Origin of the sequence: Pelistega europaea (genome assembly GCF_013133775.1) — a bacterium.
Classification (GTDB): Bacteria; Pseudomonadota; Gammaproteobacteria; order Burkholderiales; family Burkholderiaceae_B; genus Taylorella; species Taylorella europaea.
Genome location: NZ_JABGBO010000008.1, coordinates 101,684 through 126,551, shown reverse-complemented (window position 1 = coordinate 126,551; position 24,868 = coordinate 101,684). Strand labels below are relative to the sequence as shown.

Sequence of the window (24,868 nt, the reverse complement as noted above, 5' to 3'; positions counted from 1 at the left end):
TAGTTGAATTGGCTTGCGCATAACGTGTTTCCCTAAAAAATGGCAAGAATATTTTTGAACCTATCAAGCATACTGTTATTTTACTAATAGTGCAACAAGAATAAATAGGGACAGACACTATTATTTTGTTTAAACACTTTTTATTTATTTAATTGGGGACATATCATGACACAAAAGCGTACCTGTGTACGGTTTTGTGCTTGATATGTCTGAGGAGCTCTGCGACGAAGTGGAGAAATCATGACACAAAAGCGTACCTGCGTACGGTTTTGTGCTTGATATGTCTGAGGAGCTCTGCGACGAAGTGGAGAAATCATGGTGCGCAAACTTCCGAATGGACGTTTGCGCACCATGTTAAAATAACCTGTACTCAACAATCAACATTGATACAACATTATGGACTTTGCAACACTCCCTCTCTCTCCCGAGCAACTGCATAATCTCAAAGAACTAGGCTACACTCAAATGCGTCCTATCCAAGCCATGAGTCTTCCTGCTATTTTAGAAGGGAAAGATGTACGTGGGCAGGCAGAAACTGGCAGTGGCAAAACCTTAGCGTTTGGGCTAGGGATTATGCAAAAAATCAATCCTCGTTTTTTTGGTGCTCAAGGTATCGTCCTCTGCCCTACTCGCGAATTAGCCGATCAGGTGGCACAACAAATCCGCAAGTTGGCTCGTCCTTTAGCGAATATTAAAGTTCTTACGCTTTGTGGAGGTAGTGCACTTAAACCACAAATCGAATCCCTTAAACATGGAGCACATATTATTGTAGGCACACCAGGACGCATACTAGACTTGGTGAGGGGACAGCACCTAGACCTCAGCCAAATTAAAGTTTTTGTTTTGGATGAAGCTGACCGCATGATGGATATGGGCTTTTTTGAAGACATAGGGGAGATTTCTCAAGCCACTCCTTTGCGTAAACAAACGCTCTTTTTCTCAGCAACCTACCCAGAACATATCCTCAAAATGAGCGAAGGATTCCAACGCAACCCCGTTGTAGTGGAAACAGGGCCAGAAGCAGTTAATCGTAATCTTGACCACCTCTTTTTTAAAACCAGTGATGAAACACGTTTTGGGGATTGTGTCCATCTACTAAAACACTATCGCCCTACGTCCACATTGGCTTTTTGTAATACAAAAGCTCAGTGTGAGGCTCTTGCGGATTATCTTAATGCACAAGGGATTAAAAGTCTTGTCCTACACGGCGATATGGAGCAACGAGACCGTGAAGACGTACTCGTGCAATTTATCAATCGCTCTTGCTCTGTGTTAGTCGCAACCGATGTTGCAGCACGCGGTCTTGATATTGATAGCCTTGATGCCATTATCAATATCGAACTTACCCCTAATGTTGCCACTCATATCCATCGTATCGGTCGCACAGGTCGAAAAGAAGCCAAAGGCTTGGCGTTAAATCTGGTCACAGATAAAGAGATGTACCGTGCCGAGCGTATTACGCAGAATGTTGATTTACCGGTAGAATGGCTAGAGTTACCTACTCGTGGCAAACAAAAACCATTAATTGCTCCCATGCTCACTATCTGCATTCGTGGTGGCAAGAAAAATAAATTGCGTGCAGGTGATATTCTCGGAGCAATCACCAAGGACCTCGGTTATCCCGGTAGTGCAGTAGGCAAGATTAATATCTATGATTTTGTGAGTTTTGTTGCCATAGAAAGAGACTTAGCTGAAGAGGTTATCACTCGCTTACGCCAAACCAATATCAAAGGCAAGCAGTGGTTGATGCGGTTTATGTAATACAGTGCCGTAAAGGAACCCCTCTTTTTTACTAGCTAGCCCATCACTCCTCAGGCATCGGCGGCGCCAATTTAGGTACTTTATAGCGGTTATAACTCCACAAATACTGTGTTGGTGCCAAGCGAATCAAATCCTCCAGAGCATGATTCATCGCCTGTGCCTGCTCTTGACTATCTAATCCATCAAGATTGGGACCATCTTTAAAGATTAACTCCCACCCCTCTCCGTGAGGCAAACGAATCCCTGCTACCATTACAATCTTGGCCTTGGTCAAAGACACCAACTTTCCTGGCAATGTAATGGTATAAGCCATACGATCAAAAAATGTTACCCACTCCCCATCTGCTGATGCTGGCACTTGGTCTGGAAGTAACCCTATATCTCCGCCTTGGCGTAATGTTTTAATAAAGCCTCGTACACCAGAAAAATCTGCAGGCACAGACTCCAAACCAGAATCATCTCGAGCCGTTTTCATCACTGGCTCAAAAAACTCTCTCCGTGCTTTTCGGTACATCACAGTAATAGGTTTTTGCTGAGCCAAATAACGGGCACAGATTTCAAAACACCCCAAGTGAGGCGTAATAAAGATTACACTTTGCTCTTTATTTTGACGTAAATTATCCAAGTATTCAGGGTTTGCTACTCGTGTCTTGGATAAACAATTCGCTCCATCAAACCAAACCTTGGGGATTTCCGCAAACATTGCCCCGATTTGCTTTGCAGCCTCACGATGAAAACTAGCTTGTGTATAACCTGCTTGGTTGGCATGCTTACGGATACGCTGACCATAACGAGGAGAAAGATAAAATACCAACAACCCCAATACTCTACCTACAGACTGCACCCACCGCAATGGCAACAAAGCCCATAATTTTAATATTACTATCATTTATTATCTTCCTTACGTGGACGCCCTTTTTGCCCCGGCATGACTCGACGACTAGCCACTTCTGACATAGTAGCGATAAACTCCTCCGTCCCCAACGCCCACTGTCCTTGTAATATTGATTGAATTTTATAACTCATGGCATGACTTAGTCCATCTTCACACAACTGCCGATAACGCGCTTGACGCTCAAATGGCGTATTGCCAAGTCTCCAATAGGTCTCATGGTCTGTAATCCAAGCAATGTCTTGATAAAGTCTTCCTGTATGCATCCCTGCCGATGACCACGGTAACCTATCAGGATGAGAAATACCCTCCTGTTGGTGTACATAAATTTCTAACCAAATCATACAAGCCAATAAATAATCTCCTGATTCTACCAAACAAGAACGATAGCGAGAAGCAAATACTGCTCCTTGCTTGAGACTAGAGGCAAGATGTCTTCCTATAGCTTGAACAACTTGTGAGATAGATCGTGGTTCCCGAGGCGTACTCAATAGATAAATACTGTCCTGTGTCATTGACCATGCATGTATCGGCAAACGGTAGTGACCGCTAGCTTGCTCTAGCCATCGTGCAATCTGCGGTTTCATTGCTTGCACTTCTGCCTGTTGTGCAATATGAGGAAGCAATCTTGCCTGAACTAACTGTGTAGTATCTGGTGCATAAAGACGAGCTAATCTAGCCATATCTACTTCCTCCCTATAGTACCGCCACATCGGTTTTACGAATATAACGGGTGAGGTTAACCAGGCTTCCACAACCAATCACAATACAGCCCACCATAATGCCATAATAATGACCATGGTCATGGCTAATGCTAAAGCATAATGCGACCAGGGCGGCACCTGTGCATTGACCGAATAACCTTGCCGTCGACTGCATGCCACCAGTCGCACTGGCTCGGTGTTCTGGAGCAGAAAGCAAAATTGCCTTGTTATTGGGTGTTTGAAAAAAACCAAACCCCATACCAGCACCAAACAGACATATCCCAAACCAAAATGGCGGACTATCCTCTGGCACTAATAGCAAACACAGAGAACTTAAACACATCAGCAAGTTCCCCAAGCCTGCCAGTACAGAGGCAGGATATTTATTTGATAACCGACCTGCCACAGGAGCGGTAATTAAGGTTGCTACAGGCCAAGAACTAAACAACAAACCTACTGTTTTTGGACTCATCTGCAATCCTGCCTGAAAATAAAAGGGGGCAGAAATCATGATTAATGATGCTGAGGCAAAACTCATGGAAGACACAAGCACTGCATCTCTAAAAGACAATATTTTGAGCAAATCAACAGGCACAAGAGGCATGTTTTGTGTTGATGCTCGCCGATACAATAAATAACCAGCACCAAAAGAAACACTGATAAATACTACACTCAACCACGGACGGTTAAAGGCCAGATCCAGAGCCACCACAAAGCCGCCCAATGTTAATGTGTTAAGAACAGCACTGATATAGTCAAATTTTTTCTCAATACGCTTAACACGAGGCACATAAACCGTTAAAAAGAGTGCAATAATACATAGCGGAATGGTAAACCCATAAATCCAATGCCATGAAGCAATGGAAATGATAAATGCTCCTAATGATGGGCTAATCAAGGCTGCTGCCCCCACAGTCATGGCATTTAGACTAATTCCTGTTGCCAGCTGACGACGAGGATAAATATTACGCACTAAACCACCAAATAACGACATCAAGGCAGAGCATCCCAAGCCCTGAATAACTCGAGTTGTAATGAGATGAGCGAGTGAATCGGCAAACATACTACCAATCGCTCCACACATGAACACCACAAACCCAATACGCAATAATCGTTTAAAGCCTATTTGCTCTGCCAGTGCTGCAAAAGGAAGTAATGTGGCAATAATCGTAATGGTATATGCGTTAATAATCCAAACGGCAGATGATGGCTTAATGCCTAATTCACGACTAATCGTTGGCAAACCGATATTAGTAATACTACTATCAATAACCCCAATAGCAATAGCCATCAACAATGTCAATGCTGCCAGATAACGCTGCGGTGTAGGTAAGCCATCCTGTGCAGAAGGTTTTACATCAGGATTATTAGTACTTGTCGCAGAAGTTTTAATACTATCGGATATTGCCATTCTTTATTAATAAAAAACGCAAACGGATAAAATGACTTTATCCGTTGTAATCAATTCCCTTATTTTTTCACTGGGCGTTGCCAATTTTCAATCGTAAACTGCTTGACACGCGAGATAGTCAACTTGCCAGCTGGAGCATCTTTAGTCAATGTCGTACCAGCACCAAGTGTAGCATTGGCCCCTACCGTAACTGGTGCTACTAGCTGCGTATCAGAACCAATAAAAGCACCATCCTCAATCACAGTTTGGAATTTATTCACTCCATCATAATTACATGTAATCGTACCAGCACCAATATTGACCTTTTCACCAATAGTGGCATCACCCAAGTAAGACAGGTGATTAGCCTTGCTATAAGCACCCAAACGGGTTTTCTTCAATTCAACAAAGTTACCCACATGACTATATGCTCCCAATGATGCCCCTGGGCGTAGACGAGCATAAGGACCAATTACAGTTGCTTGTTCCGCTGCTGCTTCTTCAAGATGACAGAATGCTTCAACTCGTGTATTTTCACCTAATGACACATTACGTAATACACAATGAGGACCAATATGAACACCATCCGCAAGAACTACTTTGCCCTCAAAAACGCAGCCGGTATCAATAAACACGTCTCGCCCACAAATTAGCTCTCCACGGACAATAAAATGCTGAGGATCGGCAAGTGTCACCCCTTTTTCTAAAAGACGGCGTGCTTGCTCTGCCTGCCATAATCGCTCTAGTTGTGCTTGTTGGACACGACTATTAACGCCTAAGGTTTCCCAGTTTGCACCTGGATGAGCCGCATTGACTGCCACCCCATCATGAACTGCCAGACCAATAATATCGGTCAAATAATACTCACCTTGTGCATTATTATTATCAATACGAGTAAGCCACTCTTTAAGTAAACGTGTGGGCGCACACAAAATACCTGTATTCACCTCACGGATGGCACGCTCTTCGTCTGTCGCATCTTTATGCTCTACAATACGACAAACCTGTCCAGTAGAGTTGCGCACAATACGTCCATAGCCAGTGGGGTCATCTAGGATTTCAGTCAAAACCCCTACCCCTGTACCTGCTTGAGATAGCAGACCTTGTAGTGTCTCTGGTTGTACCAAAGGAACATCGCCGTACAGCACCAATGTCATATCTTCTGGCTTATCTCCGCCCACTAATTGGCTGACTGCCTGCTGCACCGCATGACCCGTGCCTTGCTGTGGCATTTGTAAGGCAAAACCCAAATCTTCTTGGGTAGCAAAATGCTGCTTAACCACATCAGCTCCATGTCCGACCACCACAATAATCTTGGCAGGATTGAGTTGACGTGCACTGTCAATAACATGTGCAAGCATAGGTTTGCCAGCAATACGATGAAGCACCTTGGGTAAATCAGACTGCATGCGTTTACCCATACCAGCAGCGAGAATAACAATATTGAGCGTCATAACTGAATACTCTTTAAAAAATCAATATGAAAACATATCCTCTTTCTGTTGAGAAAAAGTGGATTCTTGAAATTCAAAGCAAACTCTCATTTTAACCTTTTTTGCGGGCTGGTTTGTGCTTAGGCTTCGTACTTGTCTTATCAGAAGGTGTTACAGAGGATTTTTCAGCGGTCTTCTCTACAGCGGCTGTATCGGTTGAGGACAACTGTTTTTCATATGACTGTAAAAAACCAGCAAACTGCTCCTGCAAACTCCGCCACCATTGTTGCCCTGCCTCTTGTAGAATATCCTGCTTTTGCATCATTTCCTGAAACGACTGTAAATTGGCTCGTTGCAGTTCTAAACCTTGAATTGTATTTTTGACAACCGATAAATTAAGACTTAACCAATTTTCTACATTACGCAATGCATCAATCTGTTTATCCAAATCCTCCACAGTCGCTGTCGCAGGTGCAGCATTCAACGAGGTCTTTTGCAAGGTTTCCTGCCACATTTTATTAAATGCGTCAAAACTACCCAAAAAAGGTTGTTGATGTTGCTCACCAGTAAAAAATTTAAAAGGATTATCGCTCATATTAGTCTCCTACCTTTGGCTCTATCTTGTCATCATACTGAATGATTTTAATACTTAGCAAATCGTTAAACTCAAGGTCAACCTGCTTAAAATGACTTTACTTGTTAACCAGCTGCTGGAAGATATGTTGCTCCAAACTATCCAACAAAACTACCATAGCCTCCTTGGTTACCATATCCTGTTGCATCAAATCCAAGACTTCTGTCACGGTAAACGTAGCAATCTCACTGACCTCTCCATCCATATTTTGCGGACATACATCAAAAGGGAGTATACAATCGCTTGCTAACACTTCTTCATATTGATACCCCTCTGGCAAAGGTCGTCTCACAAAATCAATAGACCGAATAGGGGAGCGTTGTTGCAAATGCTCAGCTGCAACCCCTGCCTCTTCTAGCGTTTCTCTCTCTAGCCCGGTTTCTTGTGAGTCTTCTGCATTGAGCAACCCTCCTGCTATCGTGTCCCATTTGTTGGGATCAGTCTGCTTAGTCGGTGCTCGCAGTGACAGATAGATTTTTCCCTCTGGTGTCCACGCATTAAGATGAATCGCTTGTGTTAATAGTCCCAAAGAACGAGTAGCTGTCCGCTCAATATGAGCAAAAACCTGTCCATCTCGCCATAGGTTGACTTGCTCATTGCGCCAAAAAGGCAAAGCCCCCTGCTCTCTTAAATACTGTGCAAGTTGATTAAAAAAGACGGAACGGTCTGCAAAAACATCCAAAGGCACATCAATATAAGCGGCTTGTGCTGAAAATGAAAAGAAAGGATAGTTTTGTGTTACGCTAACAGCCTTAGGGTGAAGACTCCCCACCAAAACACTATTGATATATAGTGGCAATGCATCAGCAATAGGCGGTTGTTGAATTTCATTAAACAGTTGTTGTTTTAATCGTTGAATAAGCGTTTGCACAGATTTCATCCATCAAAAAATAATGTGTTCATTTTAGCGAGAATATGTACTTATGAAAAGGCTCTGCCTCTCTGGCAAAACCATCACACAAAGGCTTGGCTTACTAAGTAGGATAGTAGGGGGGGTTGTGTTGTCCTCCTCCACCTATGCTTTTCATGGTAGCGACATTTCTAACAGCTCCATCGGATTGCAATGGGAAGCACAAAACCTATCAGGGCAAACGATACAAGCTAAACAACAGCAAGGGTTGATTCGAATTTATTTTTTTGGTTTTACCCAATGCCCTGACATCTGCCCCACCACACTAGTAACTCTTTCTACACTTTTTAAGCAGCTTTCACCAAAACAAGCCAAACAGGTTCGTATTGTTATGGTCACTGTCGACCCAGAGCGAGATACAGCAGAAATTTTACGTCGCTATTTAGCACATTTTGATGATTGTCTACAGCTTTCAGATGCTTCTACCCCCCCTTCAACAGCTACACCAGCAAGTTGTACGCCTCATTTTGAGGGAATAACTGGCAGCATGGAGCAAGTCAAACAAATGGCTAAATCGTTTAAGGTGTTTTTTCGAAAAATACCCTTACAGAACGGGACTACATATACGATGGAGCATTCTGCCAATTTATTCGTGATGGATAAATCAGGAAAGCCTCGCTTGTTGTACTATAGCGATGTAGATACCGCCTTATTGGCAGAGGATATTCGGGCACTTTTAGCAAAATAAATTTTAATTTATTTTGCCCCAAAAAGAATAATCCTCTCTTTGATAGAAATACCAAAGAGAGGAAAAAATAACAACATGAACGCCCTTAAGCCTCTTGTGCCTCTAATACCTTGCGCATTTTCTTGATAGCGGCGTTCTCAATCTGACGGACACGCTCTGCGGATACGCCATACTGTGCGGCAAGCTCCTGAAGAGTCTTGCTCTGCCCATCATCTTGTAACCAACGTGATTGGATAATATCCCTTGAACGCTCGTCTAAAGTCTCTAAAGCATTAGCGATACCTTGGGTCTGTAAGGCATAACGGTTGTTCTGAGCCATAATATGACCTGGCTCAAACTCACCCTCATCAGACAAATAAGAAATCGGTGCAAACTCTTCGTCATCATCAGCAGAAGACTCCAACGCCATGTCACGGCCAGAAAGACGAACTTCCATCTCTGTGACATCTTCGGGGCGAACATTGAGTTTACGTGCGATACCCTCAATCTGTTCTGGGTCAAGCGTCTGCCCATCAGGGCGCATACTACGTAAGTTAAAGAATAATTTACGTTGTGCCTTGGTTGTCGCTACTTTAACTAAACGCCAGTTACGGATAATGTATTCATTAATTTCTGCCTTAATCCAATGTACCGCAAAAGATACTAAGCGAACACCATGCGATACATTAAAACGCTTAACGGCTTTCATCAAACCAATATTACCCTCTTGGATAAGATCAGCATGAGGGATACCATAACCTAAATATTGGCGAGAAATAGAAACAACTAAACGAAGATGAGACAAGATAAGGGCACGTGCCGCATCTAAATCCCCATCTTTTTGTAATCTTTCTGCGAATTCTTTTTCTTGTTCTGGAGTGAGTACCGGGATACGGTTGACAGCGCTAATATAAGCCTCAATCGACCCCATAGCACCTGGATTAGCCAGTGCTAGAGAAAGATTTTGCTGAACAGCAAGTGATTGATTTGTCATAAAAGCATTACCTCGGTTAAAAATTTACTATAAGAGCATTTTAGCACTCTTGTCAAGAGAGTGCTAATGTTATCCACGAGGTAAAAAGGGTATTGGTTTCAGATACTTTCAACATGAAAGAACGGTCTTGCTATTTGCTCCTTATATCTCCACCGTAAACAACTAAGTTTAGGGTGTCACCAAATAAATTACCGCAAATACATACGCAGGAATATCTACCGATGACAGGTACATTCCTTTCCTCATATGCGTGTGTTTTACAAATTTTCTAGGGCAATACCTGTCCCATTAACACAACAAAACGCACATAACCCATTGAAAAAAAAAAAAAACGCGAGTACCATTGTGTATTATTTGTTTCACACAAGGAATAAAATGTTACTTACTCTTACCCAAAGATGGCAAAAATCACCCCTTTCTCGAGTTTTATATCTTACTTTCTGCTTGGGTGGAACTTTCTCCATGGCAAATGCCACCTCTATTACCGATGCAGACTGGAATAGCAAAACCACCGCAGAAAAATTTGCTTATGCACTGGATAACTACAAGGACTTAAACGATAATCAGCGTAAATGGGTTCAAGAAAAAGCTCAAACCATTCTACGACCGAGTATTAGTAATTCCGATAGGAACTTAAATAAAACCAATATTTTTGTGAAAGAGTATCCTGGAAACACAACATCATTTAAAATCGGTCCACTCCAACCCAATGTCGTCCTTGGTCCTGCCAGTGCCGGCAGCGATAGTGCCTTTGCTATCGGTGAGTATGCACAAGCTGTTGGGAACTATTCCATTGCATTAGGATATGAGCCTTATGCTTTCAGCAAGGCTAGTATTGCTCTTGGATATGAAGCATATGCACTACCCATCATAAATCCATCAACTCAAAACGTTGCCGGAAGCCCTGACTCGATATCAGACAATGGATTAGCCTTGGGCAATCTATCAGTAGTCACAGGTCGTTCTATCGGTATTGGCGGTGGTGCTACATCACTAGGATATGGAGGGTTGGCCATTGGGGCTCTAAGTGTCATTACTGCTCCAGGTATGGAAAAATACTCCCCTGGTTATGCCCAAATAACTCAAAACGGAGACGTATGGTTGGACTATTTGGAGAGCAAAGGACTCCCTCGAAACCACAATGGAACTGGGTTAACACCAGATCAACAATCCACATGGAATGAAATTGATAATGACATTAGAGAAAAATATAAAGACTATCTATCCTATATTAACTATGATGCTTTAGCGGACTCGAGTGACATTAGAGTAGACGCCATTATGTCGGCACTTCGTTACCAATATGTCATGGAAATTAAAAATAAACAACCCTCGTACGGAACTGCACTTGGTACTGAAGCCATAACCAATGTCACAACAGGAGTAGCACTTGGGGCATACAGCGTTGCTGATAGAGGAGGGTTCGACCAAGACAAACCCGCTCCTTACTCTAACGTCAATTTAAAAGACCAGACAATGGGAGCTGTTTCCATAGGTGGGCAATCATTTGTATATGAGCGAGACGAATATGGCTCTATTACCAACGTTACTAGAGGGCCTCAGAAGCTCCGCCAACTCATCAATCTGGCTGATGGTACAGAGGCAACCGACGCCGTCAACTTACGACAATTAAAGGCCGCCATTGATGGCGTACGCAATACTGGGGGCGGAGGTGATGGATCTGCAGTCGTCGTAACACAAGGCGACTCCAATGTCATCGTGAAAGGAGATGATAGTACTGCCAATAATGGTCAGACCGTACATACCTATTTCATCAAGTTAGCGCCCAAGCTTACGGCAGATTCATTCTCTGTCAACAATGGTCCTAGTATGACAACAGAAGGCATTAATGCCAACAACCAACGTATTAGCAATGTTGCCCCAGGGCGAGCTGGTACGACGGATGCTGTTAATATGCAGCAACTTAGTGCATTGCAAAGCAATGTGAATACCTTACAAAGCAATGTGAATAGAATAGAACACTCTGTCCGTAAAATACGTAAAGAAATGCGCAGCATCGGTGCTAACTCTACTGCTATTGCCTCACTTCCTCAAGTCATGCATGCGGGTAAATCTCAAATCGCCATGGCTACCGGTGTTTATCGTGATGCATCCTCAGTAGCAATAGGCTGGTCTCATGCCAACGAAAAAGGTAATACAGTCTTTAAACTCAATGGCGCCATCAGTAGTAACGGTGATGCAACGGCTGGGGTTGGTTTCGGTTACGAATACTAAAAACCTAAATCTCACTTTCTCCTCCCTTACAAGAGAGGAGAAAGTCATCTCATTTCACAAGACTATTGCGGTAAATAGGAAATATTAGCGCCTCACTCCATCATATCAAGGCGATTGAGGAGTTTGAATTACTGCTCCACACCCGCACCATGTGCCTGCAAATCAGCATGATAAGAAGAGCGTACCATCGCACCCACTGCTGCATGCGTAAAGCCCATCTTGTAAGCCTCTTGCTCAAACATCTTGAAGGTATCTGGATGCACATAACGCAATACAGGGAGATGGTGGTCGGATGGTTGTAGGTATTGTCCAATCGTTAACATCTCAATATCATGCTCTCGCATATCACGCATAACCTGCAAAATTTCCTCATCCGTTTCACCTAATCCCACCATCAAACCAGATTTGGTAGGGATATTAGGATACATGGCTTTAAAATCTTTGAGTAATTTTAAAGAGTGCAGATAATCAGCTCCTGGACGAGCTTGTTTGTAAAGACGAGGCACAGTCTCCAGGTTATGATTTAATACATCTGGAAGACCCTTAGCAAAAATGTCTAGCGCTTTTTCTAAGCGACCACGAAAATCAGGAACCAATACCTCAATTTTGGTATTAGGCGAACGCTCTCGAATTTCATTGATACAGTCAACATAATGTTGCGCCCCACCATCACGTAAATCATCACGATCCACAGAGGTAATCACCACATAGCGTAACTTCATCGCCGCAACAGACTTCGCAAGGTTAGCTGGCTCATTAGTATCCAATGGATCAGGACGACCATGCCCTACATCACAGAACGGGCAACGACGAGTACATTTATCTCCCATAATCATAAAAGTAGCTGTACCACCACCAAAGCACTCGCCAATATTAGGACAAGAAGCCTCTTCACAAACAGTTACCATCTTGTTTTCGCGAAGAATACGTTTGATGTCATTATATTTAGAATTAGCAGGCGCTGCCTTAACGCGAATCCACTCAGGTTTCTTTAGCTTCTCTACAGGGATAATCTTAATAGGGATGCGTGAAGTCTTCTCAAATGACTTCTGTTTCTTGGTCGCATCATAGGAAAGGTCTTTATCAGCTGGCTGTGTATTTAATGTATCCATAAACCGTCAAAGGCTCTGTGTATTTTAAGTAAAGGGATATTTTACCTTGATTGTCAAGATTTGAATACAAAAACCTTATAACTCCCTATTTTAACAATGAAATAAAAGCTATTTTCCGTTTATCATAGAGGTTTTAAAACTCAGAAAGAATACCATGCAAGCTAGTGCCTTGATTATTCAAACCACCGCCCCTGATTTACTTTTTGCCAAACGTCTCGCCCATATCTTGGTTGAAGATCATTTTGCAGCCTGCGTGCACATTGGGCATCAAGGATTATCTTTATATCTATGGCAAGATAGTCTGGAGGGTAGCGAAGAGGTATTGCTCACAATCAAAACATCCTCAAAAGCGGCTCAAGCTTGTATGGATAAAATTCGTGAATTACACCCTTATGATTTACCAGAGATTATTTGTCTACCCATCATCGGAGGCGATGCACAATACCTCGCTTGGATTGAACAGCAAACTCAATTACCCACAGAGTGTTAATGTGTTTGCTTGATAATATGGTTGCCACTCATCAATATTATTAACGATGACTTGAGAAGGTGTCTCTATATTTTCCACTCTTGTTGGTTTGCAATATCTCAATCCCTATTCTTAAATAAAGGCTAGTTTTAGCTTTGAATAATTTCCCGTACAATAACTCCTATTCCATTATTTACATCAACAATGAATATGAATAACGTTTTCTCCACCCCCTCTAAAAACCGTTTTATGCTGTGGTGTTATGCCTTGTTGCTCCTGCTCATATTCATAGGAATGCCTCTTCGTTTGGCACAGGCACAAGACTTTCTCAACCCTGAGCAAGCATTTAAAGTCAATGCACAAATCACACCCGATAAACAACTGGCATTGCATTTTGACGTTACGCCAGGCTACTACTTGTATCGTGAACGTTTTGAGTTTCATCAAATAGGGAATAACAATCAGGCTAGCCCTATCCCTGCCTCACAGTTTCAAATACCTACGGGAGAGGTCAAATACGACCCTACTTTCGATAAAGAAATGGAGGTCTATCACCACCCAATTACGGTTACATTACCTCTTACTGCATACACAGCAGCCTTTACTTTAGAAATCACTGCACAAGGTTGTGCAGATGCTGGACTTTGTTATCCCCCTATGTATTTTTATGTACCGATTACCCCAATTAATGGTACCTATGAAATCACTCTTCCCAAAGACAATACAGGGGTCAGTGAGATTGCCTATAACGAGGCTTCACTATTAGAAGACCAAACAGGAGAGCAAACAACTCTTATCAACTCTACACAAAATACAATACCTTCATTAACAGCCAACAATGCTGCACAAAACAATATTACGTTAAATCAAAACAATGCCTCTATGACAACAAAAAATGCTGGAGAGGTATTGCTTCAACGTGCAGCCGAGGCAACAAAATCAGGGCATACCTTGTCCACCAATGTTCAGAACACCGATACTGCTACCAATATCACTAGCATAGAGGCTGCCACAACAGCTACGGAAGCAGCCAATACCGATAACTCATTCAGTCTTTTTAATGCTGGAGATACTGATATTGCGACATGGTTACAAGGGGCAAGTTTATGGCATATGGTAGCCATTGCGTTTTTACTCGGCTTGGCTCTCTCATTTACCCCCTGCGTATTACCAATGCTCCCCATCTTGCTATCATTAGTAGTGGGTACTCAACAACAACGATCCTCTAAATTTGCTAGCACCAAATTAACGCTTTTCTATGTATTAGGAACTTCCGTTGTTTACACTCTTTTAGGGATTATCGCGGCATCTATTGGTGCTGCACTTGCTAACTGGATTCAAAATCCTTGGGTATTGAGTATTTTTGCATTATTCCTCGTACTATTCGGAATGGCAATGTTTGGTGCCTATAATTTCCAAATGCCTAGCAGTGTTCAGACTCATCTGAATACCTTGATGAATAAGCTACCTGCCGGCCAAAGTGGAGGAGCTTTATTGATGGGCATGCTTTCAGCACTCATTTGCGGCCCTTGCGTAGCAGCTCCTCTGGCAGGTGTCTTACTCTTTATCTCACAAACTGGAAATGTCATTACCGGTGCCATTATTCTATTTGTACTTGCCTGGGGGCAAGGTGCCTCGTTAATTATTCTAGGGACTGGCTCTGGGGCCTTACTTCCTAAAGCAGGCATGTGGATGGAAATGGTAAAAAGAATCTGCGGTCTCTTATTATTTGCTGCTGCCCTGTGGATGATTGCACCACTCCTACCTGACTGGCTTCCTATGTTGCTCTGGGCATTGATTTCTTTAGGTTTTGCCTATGTGGTAGGTACTTTTAGTGGCTATAAGCCGTTTCCTCGTCTTGGTTCACTTTGCCTCAAATTGCTAGGTTGGGTAGCTGTTGCTTGGGCGGTATTATTATGTGTAGGGCTAGGTTTAGGCTCTCGCAGTGTTTTGCACCCATTGCAAGCTCAACAAAGCACCTCTTTAGTCCACTTTAACCGTATTAAATCACTGGATGAACTACAAAGTATTCTCGCCAATACTGATAAACCAGTTATGCTTGATTTCTATGCAGACTGGTGTATTTCCTGCATAGAGATGGAAAAATTCACTTTTAGTGATGCTAATGTCGCTAATCTAATGAAACAAATGCATTTATTACAGGTCGATGTGACCAAGAATACGTCTCAAGATAGAGAGTTACTAAAAGCATTCAAACTCTTTGGACCTCCAGGGATTATTTTCTTTAATAATGCTGGTCAGCCCGTTCATCGTGTGATTGGTTTTCAAAATGCCGCTCAATTTACCCAAAGCCTATCTAAAGCATTGGGGAATTAAACAGTATTGCTATATCTTGTGTTGGCTTAAGGATGATTTATGTATTAAAACAAAAAAAGACAGGCTAAGCAAAGGAGGGATAAATTAAAAGCCTAGCCTGTTAGAGGGAAAATTAATGATATTCAAAGCAACTTTAGCAATAAGTGTGCCAACATTAATGAGATTCTCTGCTTTCCTGAAAAATGTAAAATCTGGTAGTTCTACTTTAACAGCCCGCATTGATGAAAACCTCCAACTATCGGAAAATATGGTTTTGAATCATATAGTTATATTGCTTTGCTAAGCTGTATTTATTATTTTAGCTTTCAAATAATGTGAAGAAATTCTGCCTTAAATCAGGGCAGGCTTATCAGGAGGTTGAATCAATATAGTGAAAGAATTCACCAAATTGATACGATAAGTTTTTTAATGAGCATTTTTGGAGAGATAGATTTTTGTTGAAGAAAATGAACATTACGACATTTCCCCTAAAATCATCAGGATTTCACAAGGCAACTTAAGTAAAATGAGTAAAATAGAGCCTTTTAAACTTAAGGACGAGAAATATAATGTCAGAACGTCAATTGCGATGGTTAGCAGCACGAGTGGAGTCGGTAGGATCAGAGCAACAGCTATCCTTATTTCTTCCGTCATTTGTTCGTTTTACTCCCTTGCCTGAACATCCTGTCATTCATATCAAGACCCCTGCTGGTATTGCTTGTCCTTATGCTATTGTTAGTATTGATGACAAGGCTCAACGCATTGTAGTTGCAGCATTACCTCAAAATAAAGAGGTCACTAGCGTCACTGATGGTAAGGCATGTGATAGCCAAACAATGCTGAGCAGCACCACACAGGGCAATGCAGTCAGTGATGTATCTACAGGGAATAGGCCACTGGTCAGTGATACATCTACAGGGAGTAGGCCATCGCCAAGAGATGTGTCAGACACCACCAGCCAGACTTGGTTTCAAGAGGGAGATATTCTTGAAGTAACAGCCCCCTTTTCTCAACCACAGGCACATGAAGATATTGATTTTTATGTAACTTTGGCCCGCAAAGGAATCACCTTAGCAATTCCTAAAGGGGTGAGTATTAGTGATGTGATGCGGGAGCACCATTTACATGTAAATACATCTTGTGAATATGGAGTGTGTGGAACCTGTTATACGACTGTGTTGAGTGGGGAAATTATCCATGAGGATACCTATCTGATGGATGATGAAAAAAATCAACAAGACTGTATGATGATTTGTGTCTCTCGAGGTAAACCAGGGACAACGATTATATTAGATTTATAGATGTTAAAAAAAGCACCTCACTATTTATGACGGGGTGCTTTTTCATCTGCACTAGGCTTTTTGTTGAGATAAGCCAGATATTATGCGAAAAAATACACAAGTGTCAGCTTTGGTTGTTTTGCCAGAGCTCATCTGTCTTGGATGCCATAATAAAGTCATTGCGATGCAATCCCTTTATACTATGAGACCACCATGTCACAGTAACTTTACCCCATTCAGTGAGAATCCCAGGATGATGCCCCTCTGCCTCAGCTAAATCGGCAAGTTGATTAGTAAACATCATAGCTTGTTTAAAATTCTTGAATTTAAATACGCGTTGTAGCTGCATAATGCCATCCACAACAATGGCTGTCCATTCAGGAATCATACGGATAAGCTCAGCAAGCTCTTCGTCGGATACACGTGGGGCATCAGCACGGCAAGCCTCGCAAGATTGTTGGTTTAATGAAGTCATAAGTTTCTCCAAAATTGTACGATGTGGACTTAATAAAACGGATTGCATCTATATTTCCAATATTAAGTCCATATTTTCATAATCATTGGTACTTAAATGGTGTTTGTGAATGCTGGTAGATAGATTTATAACCAAAGCCAAATGAACAATTACTGTTTTTCGTTTAGTAAACTGGGGTGTGGTTCAAATAAACCTTTCTCCATAGCAGTATGGACTTCTTTCATGATGTCCGTCTCTTTAGCTATTTTAAACAGGCTATCAATATGATCCAGCACATAATAAATAGGCTGGATGCGATCAATCCGATAGGGGGTGCGTAATACATCAGCAATGTTAAACTCGCGATATTCTGGCTCACCTCCTAGTGCATAAATTGTCTCTGCGGGAGAGCTGAGAATGCCCCCTCCGTAGATGCGTCGATTTTCAGCAGAGGTACCTACCAAACCAAATTCAATGGTGAACCAATATAGCCTAGCCAGAAAGACTCTCTCCTCTTTAGTCGCCTTGAGACCCAATTCTCCATAAGTCTGATTAAATGTTGCAAAGGCAGGATGTGTCAGCAAAGGGCAATGCCCTGCAATTTCATGAAAAATATCCGGTTCTTGGATATAGTCAAAATCCTCACGACGACGGATAAAGGTCGCAACAGGGAAAGAGCGGTTAGCTAATAACTCAAAGAAACGCCCAAAAGAAATTAAGGCAGGGACTTGAGCCGTACGCCACCCAGTCGTTGCCAACAAGACTTGGTCAATATCAGCGAGCTGGGGGATTTTCGTTGTGGGTAATTGCAATGCCTCCAATCCTTGCAAATACTCAGTGCAAGCACGGCCAGGTAAAACCGCTTGTTGATTAGTAATCAACTCTTGCCAAATAGCGTGCTCCTCCACAGGGTAGGTAATAAAACCTTGCTCATCGGGTAGACGAGCCGTATAAATGTGTTTGTCTCCGTTCATAGTTATAATATACCCTCCTTGTGAGAGGGAGATTAAGTGAGTAACGCCAATAATTTATCAATATTATGTTCAGCTATATATTGGCGTTTTCACTAGTTTTGTTATGAACCTCATCTTCATTCTTACCCTATGACAGTTTGCGCCCATCTGCATCATCGACTGGTTGAACCTCCCCCCATCGTTGCAACTTTTTAACTATTGATTAGGCTAAAAGGCGAATAATCACCACACCAAATATTAATAGTAATAATCCAGTCAGCTGAGCTATTTGCAGTGGTCTACGAGGCAATCCTAATAAACCAAACTGCTCAATACAAATACTACCCATTAACTGGCCTAATAACACTAACACAAGTAGTTGCCCTACCCCTAAAATAGGGACTAGCACAACACTCATAGCAACAAAAAAAGCCCCTAAAGCCCCACCCATCCATATCCACCAGGGTCGATTCTTTCCACAAGCATTAGCAATATTATGAAAACGCCTATCCTTTAATAAAGCTACGATAAATAATGAGACAGCTCCCACAAAAAAAGAGATAAAACTCGCTTGGATTTTAGAGCCTAAAGCAATGTTAAGTTGTGTGTTAATCGCCGTCTGCATAGCAATCATCACACCACCACCAATAGCTAATAAACGCCAAATCCATGCTGTCCAGGGGTTAGCACTCTGAGCAAGCACCATAGCAGTTGGTATAGAGGGAGCATGGTGTGATTTCACAACATCAGATTGAGGCACTGTAGAAGTTGTTGGCTGATGGAAAGATAAATCAGAGGCTTTACGACAGCCTATCACTGATGCATCTGTTGTGGCTGGTTGCTGCTGAGGAGATGGATGAGATTCTGTGGGCATTAATACAGGTTGGGCAGCTTCCTTTTTAGTGAGTTTTTGCTTTAGTAAAGGCCATGCAACAGCAATCATAATCCCTGTAAGCACACATAATACACCGATAAGTTGCAAAAGAGAAATCGGTTTTTCTGGGGTTTTGAATAAGCCAAAATGATCAATAATGACACCCATCACAATTTGCCCCAACACGGGAAAAATTGAAGTCTGAATAGGTCCTAGTTGCAGGAACACAAAAATATTAATTGTAATCCACCCTGCACCTAGTAATCCCCCTATCCAAAACCACCACGGTGTTGTTTGCCATTGTTCCATGCTTGGAATAACTGCATCTCCTAACACCAGTAACAATAAAAATAATAGCGATGTTCCAACGGTAAAAGAAATCAATGAGGCCAACAAGGGTGACTGAATATGCGTGCGTAAATGGGTATTAATCACGACCTGTACTGATACACAGATACCCATTAAAATGCCCAATAAAACCGCTATCATAACGTTTTCCTGAGGTTGTTGTACTAGTAACTTAATCAGACCATCACATCATAGTTTAGTCTTGCTAATGAGAAGTTTCATCTTTTTTAGATATGAAAGATGCTTTTAGCCAATGGCTCACAAAAAACACGCTTGAGATTCCCCAAGCGTGTCGGATGCTATATACCTGACTAATCGACCCTCTTCTTGCTAAAACAAGAAGATTCCTACTATGTCCAACGATATTGCCTGTTAGCTCACTGCAGTAGGTCGTAGTACTACTGACTAATAAGATTATTCAGCAGCAGCTTCCTCTGTTACTTCTGGACGATCCACAAGTTCCATGTAAGCCATAGGTGCATTATCACCTTGACGGAAACCCATTTTAAGTACGCGAGTATAACCGCCATTACGCTCTTTGTAACGAGGACCAATTTCAGCAAATAATTTTACTACTGCATCACGGTCACGCAAACGAGCAAATGCTAAACGTTTGTTAGCAAGAGTAGGCTCTTTGGCTAGAGTGATGAGGGGCTCGATAACACGGCGTAATTCTTTAGCCTTTGGCAATGTAGTTTTGATTGCTTCATGTTGAATCAAAGATACAGACATGTTGCGAAACATAGCCAAGCGGTGGCTGCTAGTACGATTTAATTTACGAAGACCATTACGGTGACGCATGATAATTTCCTTTTGAATCTAAAAATGATAAACCAGAGTTTATCGTTGTTAAACGGCTCTTCTATCCACATAAAGTGGCGGTCCGATTAAAAAATACCTATTGCTAGGTAAACCAAATACTAATCCACAATATTATAGTAGGCTAGTGTAAATCTTTAAAATTTGTCGTATCAGCTTAACAACCAATACTACCACACGACGAGAATACTATCTCGTTCATTTGGATGAGTAGCCGTCACTGCATTGTAACGGCTATTCATAAGCTGCTATTAAGGACGTTCTAATCCAATAGGAGGCCAGTTCTCTAGTTTCATGCCAAGAGACAAACCACGCGCAGCAAGCACATCTTTAATTTCATTAAGTGACTTACGACCCAAGTTAGGTGTCTTAAGCAACTCATTTTCAGTTTTCTGGATAAGATCGCCAATGTAGTATACGTTTTCTGCTTTAAGGCAGTTTGCAGAGCGAACAGTAAGCTCTAGGTCATCTACAGAGCGTAGCAACACTGGGTCAATTTGTGGAGTACCACGGGCAGGAGCCTCATAAGATTCAGAAGCACCTTCAAGAGCAGCAAACACAGAAATTTGATCCATCAAAATACGAGCTGCTTGACGAACTGCTTCTTCAGGAGCAATAACACCATTTGTTTCAATCTCAAGCACCAATTTGTCCAAGTCAGTACGTTGTTCCACACGGGCATTTTCAACTTCGTAGCTCACACGACGGATTGGGCTATAAGAAGCATCAAGAACAATACGTCCAATGGTATGTTGACGGTCTTCACGAAGTGCACGAACATTACCAGGAACATAACCACGACCTTGCTCTACTTTGATATGCATCTCTAATTTACCATTGGATTGTAAATTGGCAATCACGTGATTAGGATTTACAATTTCTACATCGTGAGGAAGTTCAATATCACTCGCTAATACAGGACCTTCACCTGATTTATTTAACACTAGAGTAACTTCTTCACGACCATGTAATTTAAATACAACACCTTTAAGGTTAAGAAGAATATCTACTACATCTTCTTGAACACCGGGAAGTGTAGAATACTCATGAACCACGCCAGCAATTTGCACTTCTGTAGGTGCATAGCCAGTCATAGAAGAAAGAAGAATACGGCGAAGTGCATTGCCTAGTGTGTGACCAAAACCACGCTCAAATGGCTCCATAACCACTTTAGCACGATTTTCAGTAATAGGAAGCACATTAATAGTGCGAGGCTTTAAAAATGCTTGTGACATATCAATTCCTTTTCAATACCCTCGGCTCGTTACACCGATAAGGCTGATGGATGAGTTAAAAAAGGGCTATTATACCCCTACACCAGTCATTATACAACTCTCATAACGACCAACACCCTTGACAGAAAAAAAATCTTATCAAGGGCAAAAAATCTTTATACAAAAACACAGCAAGCATCGGCCTGCTGTGTTTTTGGAATGAATCAAGATTAACGAGAATACAATTCCACAATCATTGATTCGTTAATATCGCGAGCGACATCTGCACGATCTGGAGCTTGCTTGAATGTACCCACTAATTTGGCTGAATCAACTTCAACCCATTGTGGTAAACCAAGGCTAGTAGCAAGTTCCATTGCTTCTTTAATACGTGCTTGACCTTTTGATTTTTCACGCACTGAAACAACGTCACCAGCTTTCACAAGCATAGATGGAATGTCAGCTTTATGGCCGTTAAGCTCAATAGCACCATGGCTCACTAATTGGCGAGCTTCTGCGCGAGTTGAACCAAAACCCATGCGGTACACAACGTTATCTAAGCGAGATTCAAGCAATTGAATCAGGGTCTCGCCTGTGTTACCACGGCGACGCTCAGCTTCAGCAAAGTATTTACGGAATTGTTTTTCCAATACACCGTACATACGTTTGAGCTTTTGTTTCTCACGTAATTGAGTACCGTAGTCAGAAGTACGAGCACCAGAAGTGCGACCATGCTGACCAGGTTTGCTTTCAAACTTACATTTAGAATCTAAAGGACGACGAGCGCTCTTTAGAAATAAATCAATACCTTCACGACGTGAAAGTTTACATTTTGGACCAGTATATCGTGCCATTATGTATGTTCCCTATAAAATTAGATGCGGCGGCGTTTAGGAGGACGGCAACCGTTGTGCGGAACTGGCGTGATATCTGAAATACTAGTGATTTTGATACCAAGCGCATTCAATGCACGGATTGAAGATTCACGGCCAGGGCCTGGACCTTTTACACGTACATCAAGTGTCTTGATACCGTATTCCAATGCTACACGTCCCGCTGACTCGGCTGCAACCTGAGCTGCAAAAGGCGTCGATTTGCGTGAGCCTTTAAAGCCCGCTCCACCCGACGTCGCCCATGACAAGGCATTGCCTTGACGGTCAGTAATTGTGATGATTGTGTTGTTAAAAGAAGCGTGAACGTGTGCAATACCGTCCGTCACTACTTTTCTTACTTTTTTGCGTGCGCGTGCTGCGCTAGCGCTAGTAGAAGCTTTCGCCATAGTTAGCTACTCCGATTATTTCTTCAATGATTGCGCTGCACGACGTGGACCTTTACGGGTACGCGCATTCGTACGAGTGCGCTGACCACGAACTGGTAAACCACGACGATGGCGCATTCCACGGTAGGTTCCCAAGTCGATTAAGCGTTTAATCGATAATTGTACTTCGCGTCGCAAATCACCCTCAACTGTGAACGAACCTACTTGTTCACGAATTTTTTCGAGTTCTGCGTCTGTTAAATCTTTAACTTTCTTAGTAAATGGAACACCAGATGCTTCGCAAATTTTGCGTGCACGAGTGCGTCCAATACCATAGATTGCTGTTAAACCGATTTCAGCGTGCTGATGCGGCGGAATGTTAATGCCTGCGATACGGGCCATGACTGTTCCTCGTTATATCTACTAAAACGCAAGGATTAACCTTGACGTTGTTTATGACGTGGATCTGTACAAATTACTCGTACAATCCCGTGACGTTTAATGATCTTGCAATTACGGCAGATCTTTTTAACCGATGCCATTACCTTCATTGGTAGACTCCTAATAGTTCCACTTATTTAGAGCGGAATACGATTCTAGCACGATTTAGGTCATATGGGGTTAATTCCACAGTAACTTTATCACCGGGCAGAATCCGAATGTAGTGCATACGCATCTTACCAGAAATATGTCCTAGTACTACATGTCCATTTTCCAGCTTGACGCGGAAAGTTGCGTTTGGGAGGTTTTCAATAACCTCACCTTGCATTTGTATGACGTCGTCCTTTGCCATGTCTTACCTCATTAAAAGATGATTACCGCGGAAATTTGCTTTCTTAAGTAACGAATCATATTGATTAGACATCATGTAAGCCTGTACTTGTGCCATGAAGTCCATTGTCACCACTACGATAATCAGTAGTGAGGTACCACCAAAGTAGAAAGGTACATTATGCCATTGCATACGCAAGAATTCTGGAACCAGACACACCAAAGTGATGTAAATTGCGCCAACCAAGGTTAAACGCATAAGAATCTTGTCGATATACTTAGCAGTTTGTTGGCCTGGACGAATACCAGGGACAAATGCACCGCTCTTCTTCAAATTGTCTGCTGTCTCACGACTATTGAAAACCAATGCCGTATAGAAAAAGCAGAAGAACACGACTAAGGCTGTAAATGCTGTAATATAAAGCGGCTGACCAGGTTGCAATGCTGCAGACAAATCGCTTAACCAGCGAATTTGGTTAGCATTAGAGAACCAGTTAGCGATAGTCGCTGGGAATAACAAAATCGAAGACGCAAAGATAGGAGGAATAACACCTGCCATATTGATCTTGAGTGGTAAGTGAGAACTTTGACCACCATAGATTTTGTTACCAACTTGACGCTTCGCATAGTTTACTGTGATACGGCGTTGACCGCGCTCCACAAAAACCACCAAAGCAGTCACAACAATCACTAAAGCAAGAATCACAATCGCTGCAAAAGCACCAATTTGATTTTGGCTCACTAACTCGAACATGCCAGCCATGGCTGCTGGTAGACCAGCTACAATACCTGCAAAAATCAGGATAGAGATACCATTGCCTAGACCACGTTCGGTAATTTGCTCTCCTAACCACATTACAAACATCGTACCAGTCACAAGAGATACCACTGTGGTGAATACGAACATCGGACCGGGACTATAAATAAGTCCCGGATAAGACGCCATATAAGCCTGTAATGTAGAGGCAATACCAAATGACTGCAATAAAGCTAAAACAACTGTCCCGTAGCGGGTGTATTGGGTAATCTTACGACGACCTGATTCACCCTCTTTTTTAAGAGCCTCTAAAGAAGGTACAACAGACGACATCAACTGCATAATAATAGATGCAGAAATGTACGGCATAATACCCAGTGCAAACACCGAAAAACGTTGTAAAGCACCACCAGAGAACATATTAAAAAAGCCCAAGATGCCACTGGATTGCGACGAGAATAGCTGTTGCATTACCGTCGGATTAATACCGGGAACCGGAATATGTGTACCCAAACGATACACCACCAGTGCCATCAATAGGAACACTAGACGCTGTCTTAAGTCGCCGTATTTTTTACCGCCACCTTGACTTGTTGTCTGCGCTTTAGCCACATTTACCCCTT

At 42.3% G+C, this 24,868-nt stretch carries 26 protein-coding genes; 6 read left to right on the top strand and 20 right to left on the bottom strand.

Annotation, left to right across the window (positions count from 1 at the left end):
• Positions 1-140: 140 nt before the first annotated feature.
• Positions 141-353: a hypothetical protein gene (locus HKX40_RS08350; protein ID WP_171589118.1), complete on the bottom strand. Its 213-nt coding sequence runs from the start codon at positions 351-353 to the stop codon at positions 141-143.
• A gap of 43 nt (positions 354-396) precedes the next feature.
• On the opposite strand from HKX40_RS08350, the gene dbpA reads away from it, so the two are divergent.
• Complete coding sequence (dbpA, locus tag HKX40_RS08345) at positions 397-1,761, top strand: ATP-dependent RNA helicase DbpA (protein ID WP_171589117.1); 1,365 nt, start codon at positions 397-399, stop codon at positions 1,759-1,761.
• A gap of 43 nt (positions 1,762-1,804) precedes the next feature.
• Here dbpA and HKX40_RS08340 read toward each other — a convergent pair whose 3' ends face one another.
• The 6 genes from HKX40_RS08340 to HKX40_RS08315 all read right to left on the bottom strand — a co-directional run bounded on the left by HKX40_RS08340 (position 1,805) and on the right by HKX40_RS08315 (position 7,694).
• Positions 1,805-2,650, bottom strand: a complete 846-nt coding sequence (locus tag HKX40_RS08340; protein WP_171589116.1) for a lysophospholipid acyltransferase family protein — start codon at positions 2,648-2,650, stop codon at positions 1,805-1,807.
• Entirely contained in the window at positions 2,647-3,336 is a 690-nt protein-coding gene (locus tag HKX40_RS08335; RefSeq protein WP_171589115.1) for a hypothetical protein, read from the bottom strand. Before HKX40_RS08335 ends, HKX40_RS08340 begins: the two co-directional genes overlap by 4 nt.
• A 13-nt stretch (positions 3,337-3,349) precedes the next feature.
• Positions 3,350-4,768, bottom strand: a complete 1,419-nt coding sequence (locus HKX40_RS08330; protein WP_171589114.1) for an MFS transporter — start codon at positions 4,766-4,768, stop codon at positions 3,350-3,352.
• Between the two features lie 59 nt (positions 4,769-4,827).
• The gene (gene glmU / locus HKX40_RS08325) at positions 4,828-6,201 is read right to left on the bottom strand and encodes a bifunctional UDP-N-acetylglucosamine diphosphorylase/glucosamine-1-phosphate N-acetyltransferase GlmU (protein WP_171589113.1); all 1,374 of its coding nucleotides are present in this window, start codon (positions 6,199-6,201) and stop codon (positions 4,828-4,830) included.
• Positions 6,202-6,292: 91 nt separating this feature from the next.
• Positions 6,293-6,775, bottom strand: coding sequence for a PhaM family polyhydroxyalkanoate granule multifunctional regulatory protein (locus HKX40_RS08320; protein ID WP_171589112.1), 483 nt, complete (start codon positions 6,773-6,775; stop codon positions 6,293-6,295).
• A gap of 97 nt (positions 6,776-6,872) precedes the next feature.
• Positions 6,873-7,694 carry an NUDIX hydrolase gene (locus tag HKX40_RS08315; RefSeq protein ID WP_171589111.1) on the bottom strand — a complete coding sequence of 274 codons (822 nt, stop codon included), beginning with the start codon at positions 7,692-7,694 and terminating at the stop codon, positions 6,873-6,875.
• Between the two features lie 118 nt (positions 7,695-7,812).
• On the opposite strand from HKX40_RS08315, the gene HKX40_RS08310 reads away from it, so the two are divergent.
• Positions 7,813-8,412, top strand: a complete 600-nt coding sequence (locus tag HKX40_RS08310; RefSeq protein ID WP_171589110.1) for an SCO family protein — start codon at positions 7,813-7,815, stop codon at positions 8,410-8,412.
• A gap of 85 nt (positions 8,413-8,497) precedes the next feature.
• On the opposite strand, the gene rpoH is transcribed toward HKX40_RS08310, so the two are convergent.
• Entirely contained in the window at positions 8,498-9,385 is an 888-nt protein-coding gene (rpoH, locus tag HKX40_RS08305; protein WP_171589109.1) for an RNA polymerase sigma factor RpoH, read from the bottom strand.
• A 375-nt stretch (positions 9,386-9,760) separates the two neighbouring features.
• Here rpoH and HKX40_RS08300 point away from each other — a divergent pair, with 375 nt between their 5' ends.
• Positions 9,761-11,620 carry a YadA-like family protein gene (locus HKX40_RS08300; protein ID WP_171589108.1) on the top strand — a complete coding sequence of 620 codons (1,860 nt, stop codon included), beginning with the start codon at positions 9,761-9,763 and terminating at the stop codon, positions 11,618-11,620.
• Between the two features lie 128 nt (positions 11,621-11,748).
• Here the strand turns inward: HKX40_RS08300 and lipA are convergent, their stop codons facing one another.
• Complete coding sequence (gene lipA, locus HKX40_RS08295; RefSeq protein ID WP_171589107.1) at positions 11,749-12,732, bottom strand: lipoyl synthase; 984 nt, start codon at positions 12,730-12,732, stop codon at positions 11,749-11,751.
• A gap of 154 nt (positions 12,733-12,886) precedes the next feature.
• Here lipA and cutA point away from each other — a divergent pair, with 154 nt between their 5' ends.
• From cutA to HKX40_RS10745, 3 genes are all read left to right on the top strand, one after another.
• A complete protein-coding gene (gene cutA / locus HKX40_RS08290) occupies positions 12,887-13,222 on the top strand; it encodes a divalent-cation tolerance protein CutA (RefSeq protein WP_171589106.1) in 336 nt (111 codons plus the stop codon).
• Positions 13,223-13,411: 189 nt separating this feature from the next.
• A complete protein-coding gene (gene dsbD / locus HKX40_RS08285) occupies positions 13,412-15,538 on the top strand; it encodes a protein-disulfide reductase DsbD (RefSeq protein ID WP_246233645.1) in 2,127 nt (708 codons plus the stop codon).
• 548 nt (positions 15,539-16,086) lie between these two features.
• Positions 16,087-16,818 carry a 2Fe-2S iron-sulfur cluster-binding protein gene (locus tag HKX40_RS10745; RefSeq protein WP_171589105.1) on the top strand — a complete coding sequence of 244 codons (732 nt, stop codon included), beginning with the start codon at positions 16,087-16,089 and terminating at the stop codon, positions 16,816-16,818.
• Positions 16,819-16,921: 103 nt separating this feature from the next.
• On the opposite strand, the gene HKX40_RS08275 is transcribed toward HKX40_RS10745, so the two are convergent.
• The 11 genes from HKX40_RS08275 to secY all read right to left on the bottom strand — a co-directional run bounded on the left by HKX40_RS08275 (position 16,922) and on the right by secY (position 24,857).
• A complete protein-coding gene (locus tag HKX40_RS08275; RefSeq protein WP_171589104.1) occupies positions 16,922-17,272 on the bottom strand; it encodes a 4a-hydroxytetrahydrobiopterin dehydratase in 351 nt (116 codons plus the stop codon).
• A 149-nt stretch (positions 17,273-17,421) separates the two neighbouring features.
• Positions 17,422-18,225, bottom strand: a complete 804-nt coding sequence (phhA, locus tag HKX40_RS08270; protein WP_171589103.1) for a phenylalanine 4-monooxygenase — start codon at positions 18,223-18,225, stop codon at positions 17,422-17,424.
• Between the two features lie 202 nt (positions 18,226-18,427).
• Complete coding sequence (locus HKX40_RS08265) at positions 18,428-19,567, bottom strand: DMT family transporter (protein WP_171589102.1); 1,140 nt, start codon at positions 19,565-19,567, stop codon at positions 18,428-18,430.
• Positions 19,568-19,840: 273 nt separating this feature from the next.
• Complete coding sequence (gene rplQ, locus HKX40_RS08260) at positions 19,841-20,227, bottom strand: 50S ribosomal protein L17 (protein WP_171589101.1); 387 nt, start codon at positions 20,225-20,227, stop codon at positions 19,841-19,843.
• A gap of 269 nt (positions 20,228-20,496) precedes the next feature.
• On the bottom strand, positions 20,497-21,480 hold the full coding sequence (locus HKX40_RS08255) for a DNA-directed RNA polymerase subunit alpha (protein ID WP_171589100.1): 984 nt from the start codon (positions 21,478-21,480) through the stop codon (positions 20,497-20,499).
• Between the two features lie 209 nt (positions 21,481-21,689).
• Positions 21,690-22,313, bottom strand: coding sequence for a 30S ribosomal protein S4 (gene rpsD, locus HKX40_RS08250; protein ID WP_171589099.1), 624 nt, complete (start codon positions 22,311-22,313; stop codon positions 21,690-21,692).
• 20 nt (positions 22,314-22,333) lie between these two features.
• Positions 22,334-22,738, bottom strand: a complete 405-nt coding sequence (gene rpsK, locus HKX40_RS08245; RefSeq protein WP_171589098.1) for a 30S ribosomal protein S11 — start codon at positions 22,736-22,738, stop codon at positions 22,334-22,336.
• A gap of 15 nt (positions 22,739-22,753) precedes the next feature.
• The gene (rpsM, locus tag HKX40_RS08240; protein WP_171589097.1) at positions 22,754-23,119 is read right to left on the bottom strand and encodes a 30S ribosomal protein S13; all 366 of its coding nucleotides are present in this window, start codon (positions 23,117-23,119) and stop codon (positions 22,754-22,756) included.
• A gap of 35 nt (positions 23,120-23,154) precedes the next feature.
• Positions 23,155-23,268 carry a 50S ribosomal protein L36 gene (gene rpmJ, locus HKX40_RS08235; protein WP_081710613.1) on the bottom strand — a complete coding sequence of 38 codons (114 nt, stop codon included), beginning with the start codon at positions 23,266-23,268 and terminating at the stop codon, positions 23,155-23,157.
• Between the two features lie 23 nt (positions 23,269-23,291).
• Positions 23,292-23,510 (bottom strand): translation initiation factor IF-1, encoded by a 219-nt coding sequence (infA, locus tag HKX40_RS08230; protein WP_159991406.1) that lies wholly within the window; start codon positions 23,508-23,510, stop codon positions 23,292-23,294.
• A gap of 3 nt (positions 23,511-23,513) precedes the next feature.
• Entirely contained in the window at positions 23,514-24,857 is a 1,344-nt protein-coding gene (secY, locus tag HKX40_RS08225) for a preprotein translocase subunit SecY (RefSeq protein ID WP_171589096.1), read from the bottom strand.
• Positions 24,858-24,868: the final 11 nt, after the last annotated feature.

Excerpts from the sequence above, each read along its gene's own strand:
- rpsK (WP_171589098.1), bottom strand. The coding sequence starts at position 22,738 with ATGGCGAAAGCTTCTACTAGCGCTAGCGCAGCACGCGCACGCAAAAAA.
- rpsD (WP_171589099.1), bottom strand. The coding sequence starts at position 22,313 with ATGGCACGATATACTGGTCCAAAATGTAAACTTTCACGTCGTGAAGGT.
- HKX40_RS08275 (WP_171589104.1), bottom strand. The coding sequence starts at position 17,272 with ATGACTTCATTAAACCAACAATCTTGCGAGGCTTGCCGTGCTGATGCC.
- dbpA (WP_171589117.1), top strand. The coding sequence starts at position 397 with ATGGACTTTGCAACACTCCCTCTCTCTCCCGAGCAACTGCATAATCTC.
- rplQ (WP_171589101.1), bottom strand. The coding sequence starts at position 20,227 with ATGCGTCACCGTAATGGTCTTCGTAAATTAAATCGTACTAGCAGCCAC.
- HKX40_RS08340 (WP_171589116.1), bottom strand. The coding sequence starts at position 2,650 with ATGATAGTAATATTAAAATTATGGGCTTTGTTGCCATTGCGGTGGGTG.
- HKX40_RS08350 (WP_171589118.1), bottom strand. The coding sequence starts at position 353 with ATGGTGCGCAAACGTCCATTCGGAAGTTTGCGCACCATGATTTCTCCA.
- HKX40_RS08330 (WP_171589114.1), bottom strand. The coding sequence starts at position 4,768 with ATGGCAATATCCGATAGTATTAAAACTTCTGCGACAAGTACTAATAAT.
- HKX40_RS08315 (WP_171589111.1), bottom strand. The coding sequence starts at position 7,694 with ATGAAATCTGTGCAAACGCTTATTCAACGATTAAAACAACAACTGTTT.
- phhA (WP_171589103.1), bottom strand. The coding sequence starts at position 18,225 with ATGAACGGAGACAAACACATTTATACGGCTCGTCTACCCGATGAGCAA.
- dsbD (WP_246233645.1), top strand. The coding sequence starts at position 13,412 with ATGAATAACGTTTTCTCCACCCCCTCTAAAAACCGTTTTATGCTGTGG.
- lipA (WP_171589107.1), bottom strand. The coding sequence starts at position 12,732 with ATGGATACATTAAATACACAGCCAGCTGATAAAGACCTTTCCTATGAT.
- rpoH (WP_171589109.1), bottom strand. The coding sequence starts at position 9,385 with ATGACAAATCAATCACTTGCTGTTCAGCAAAATCTTTCTCTAGCACTG.
- HKX40_RS08265 (WP_171589102.1), bottom strand. The coding sequence starts at position 19,567 with ATGATAGCGGTTTTATTGGGCATTTTAATGGGTATCTGTGTATCAGTA.
- rpmJ (WP_081710613.1), bottom strand. The coding sequence starts at position 23,268 with ATGAAGGTAATGGCATCGGTTAAAAAGATCTGCCGTAATTGCAAGATC.
- HKX40_RS08320 (WP_171589112.1), bottom strand. The coding sequence starts at position 6,775 with ATGAGCGATAATCCTTTTAAATTTTTTACTGGTGAGCAACATCAACAA.
- rpsM (WP_171589097.1), bottom strand. The coding sequence starts at position 23,119 with ATGGCCCGTATCGCAGGCATTAACATTCCGCCGCATCAGCACGCTGAA.
- HKX40_RS08300 (WP_171589108.1), top strand. The coding sequence starts at position 9,761 with ATGTTACTTACTCTTACCCAAAGATGGCAAAAATCACCCCTTTCTCGA.
- HKX40_RS08255 (WP_171589100.1), bottom strand. The coding sequence starts at position 21,480 with ATGTCACAAGCATTTTTAAAGCCTCGCACTATTAATGTGCTTCCTATT.
- glmU (WP_171589113.1), bottom strand. The coding sequence starts at position 6,201 with ATGACGCTCAATATTGTTATTCTCGCTGCTGGTATGGGTAAACGCATG.
- cutA (WP_171589106.1), top strand. The coding sequence starts at position 12,887 with ATGCAAGCTAGTGCCTTGATTATTCAAACCACCGCCCCTGATTTACTT.
- HKX40_RS08335 (WP_171589115.1), bottom strand. The coding sequence starts at position 3,336 with ATGGCTAGATTAGCTCGTCTTTATGCACCAGATACTACACAGTTAGTT.
- infA (WP_159991406.1), bottom strand. The coding sequence starts at position 23,510 with ATGGCAAAGGACGACGTCATACAAATGCAAGGTGAGGTTATTGAAAAC.
- HKX40_RS10745 (WP_171589105.1), top strand. The coding sequence starts at position 16,087 with ATGTCAGAACGTCAATTGCGATGGTTAGCAGCACGAGTGGAGTCGGTA.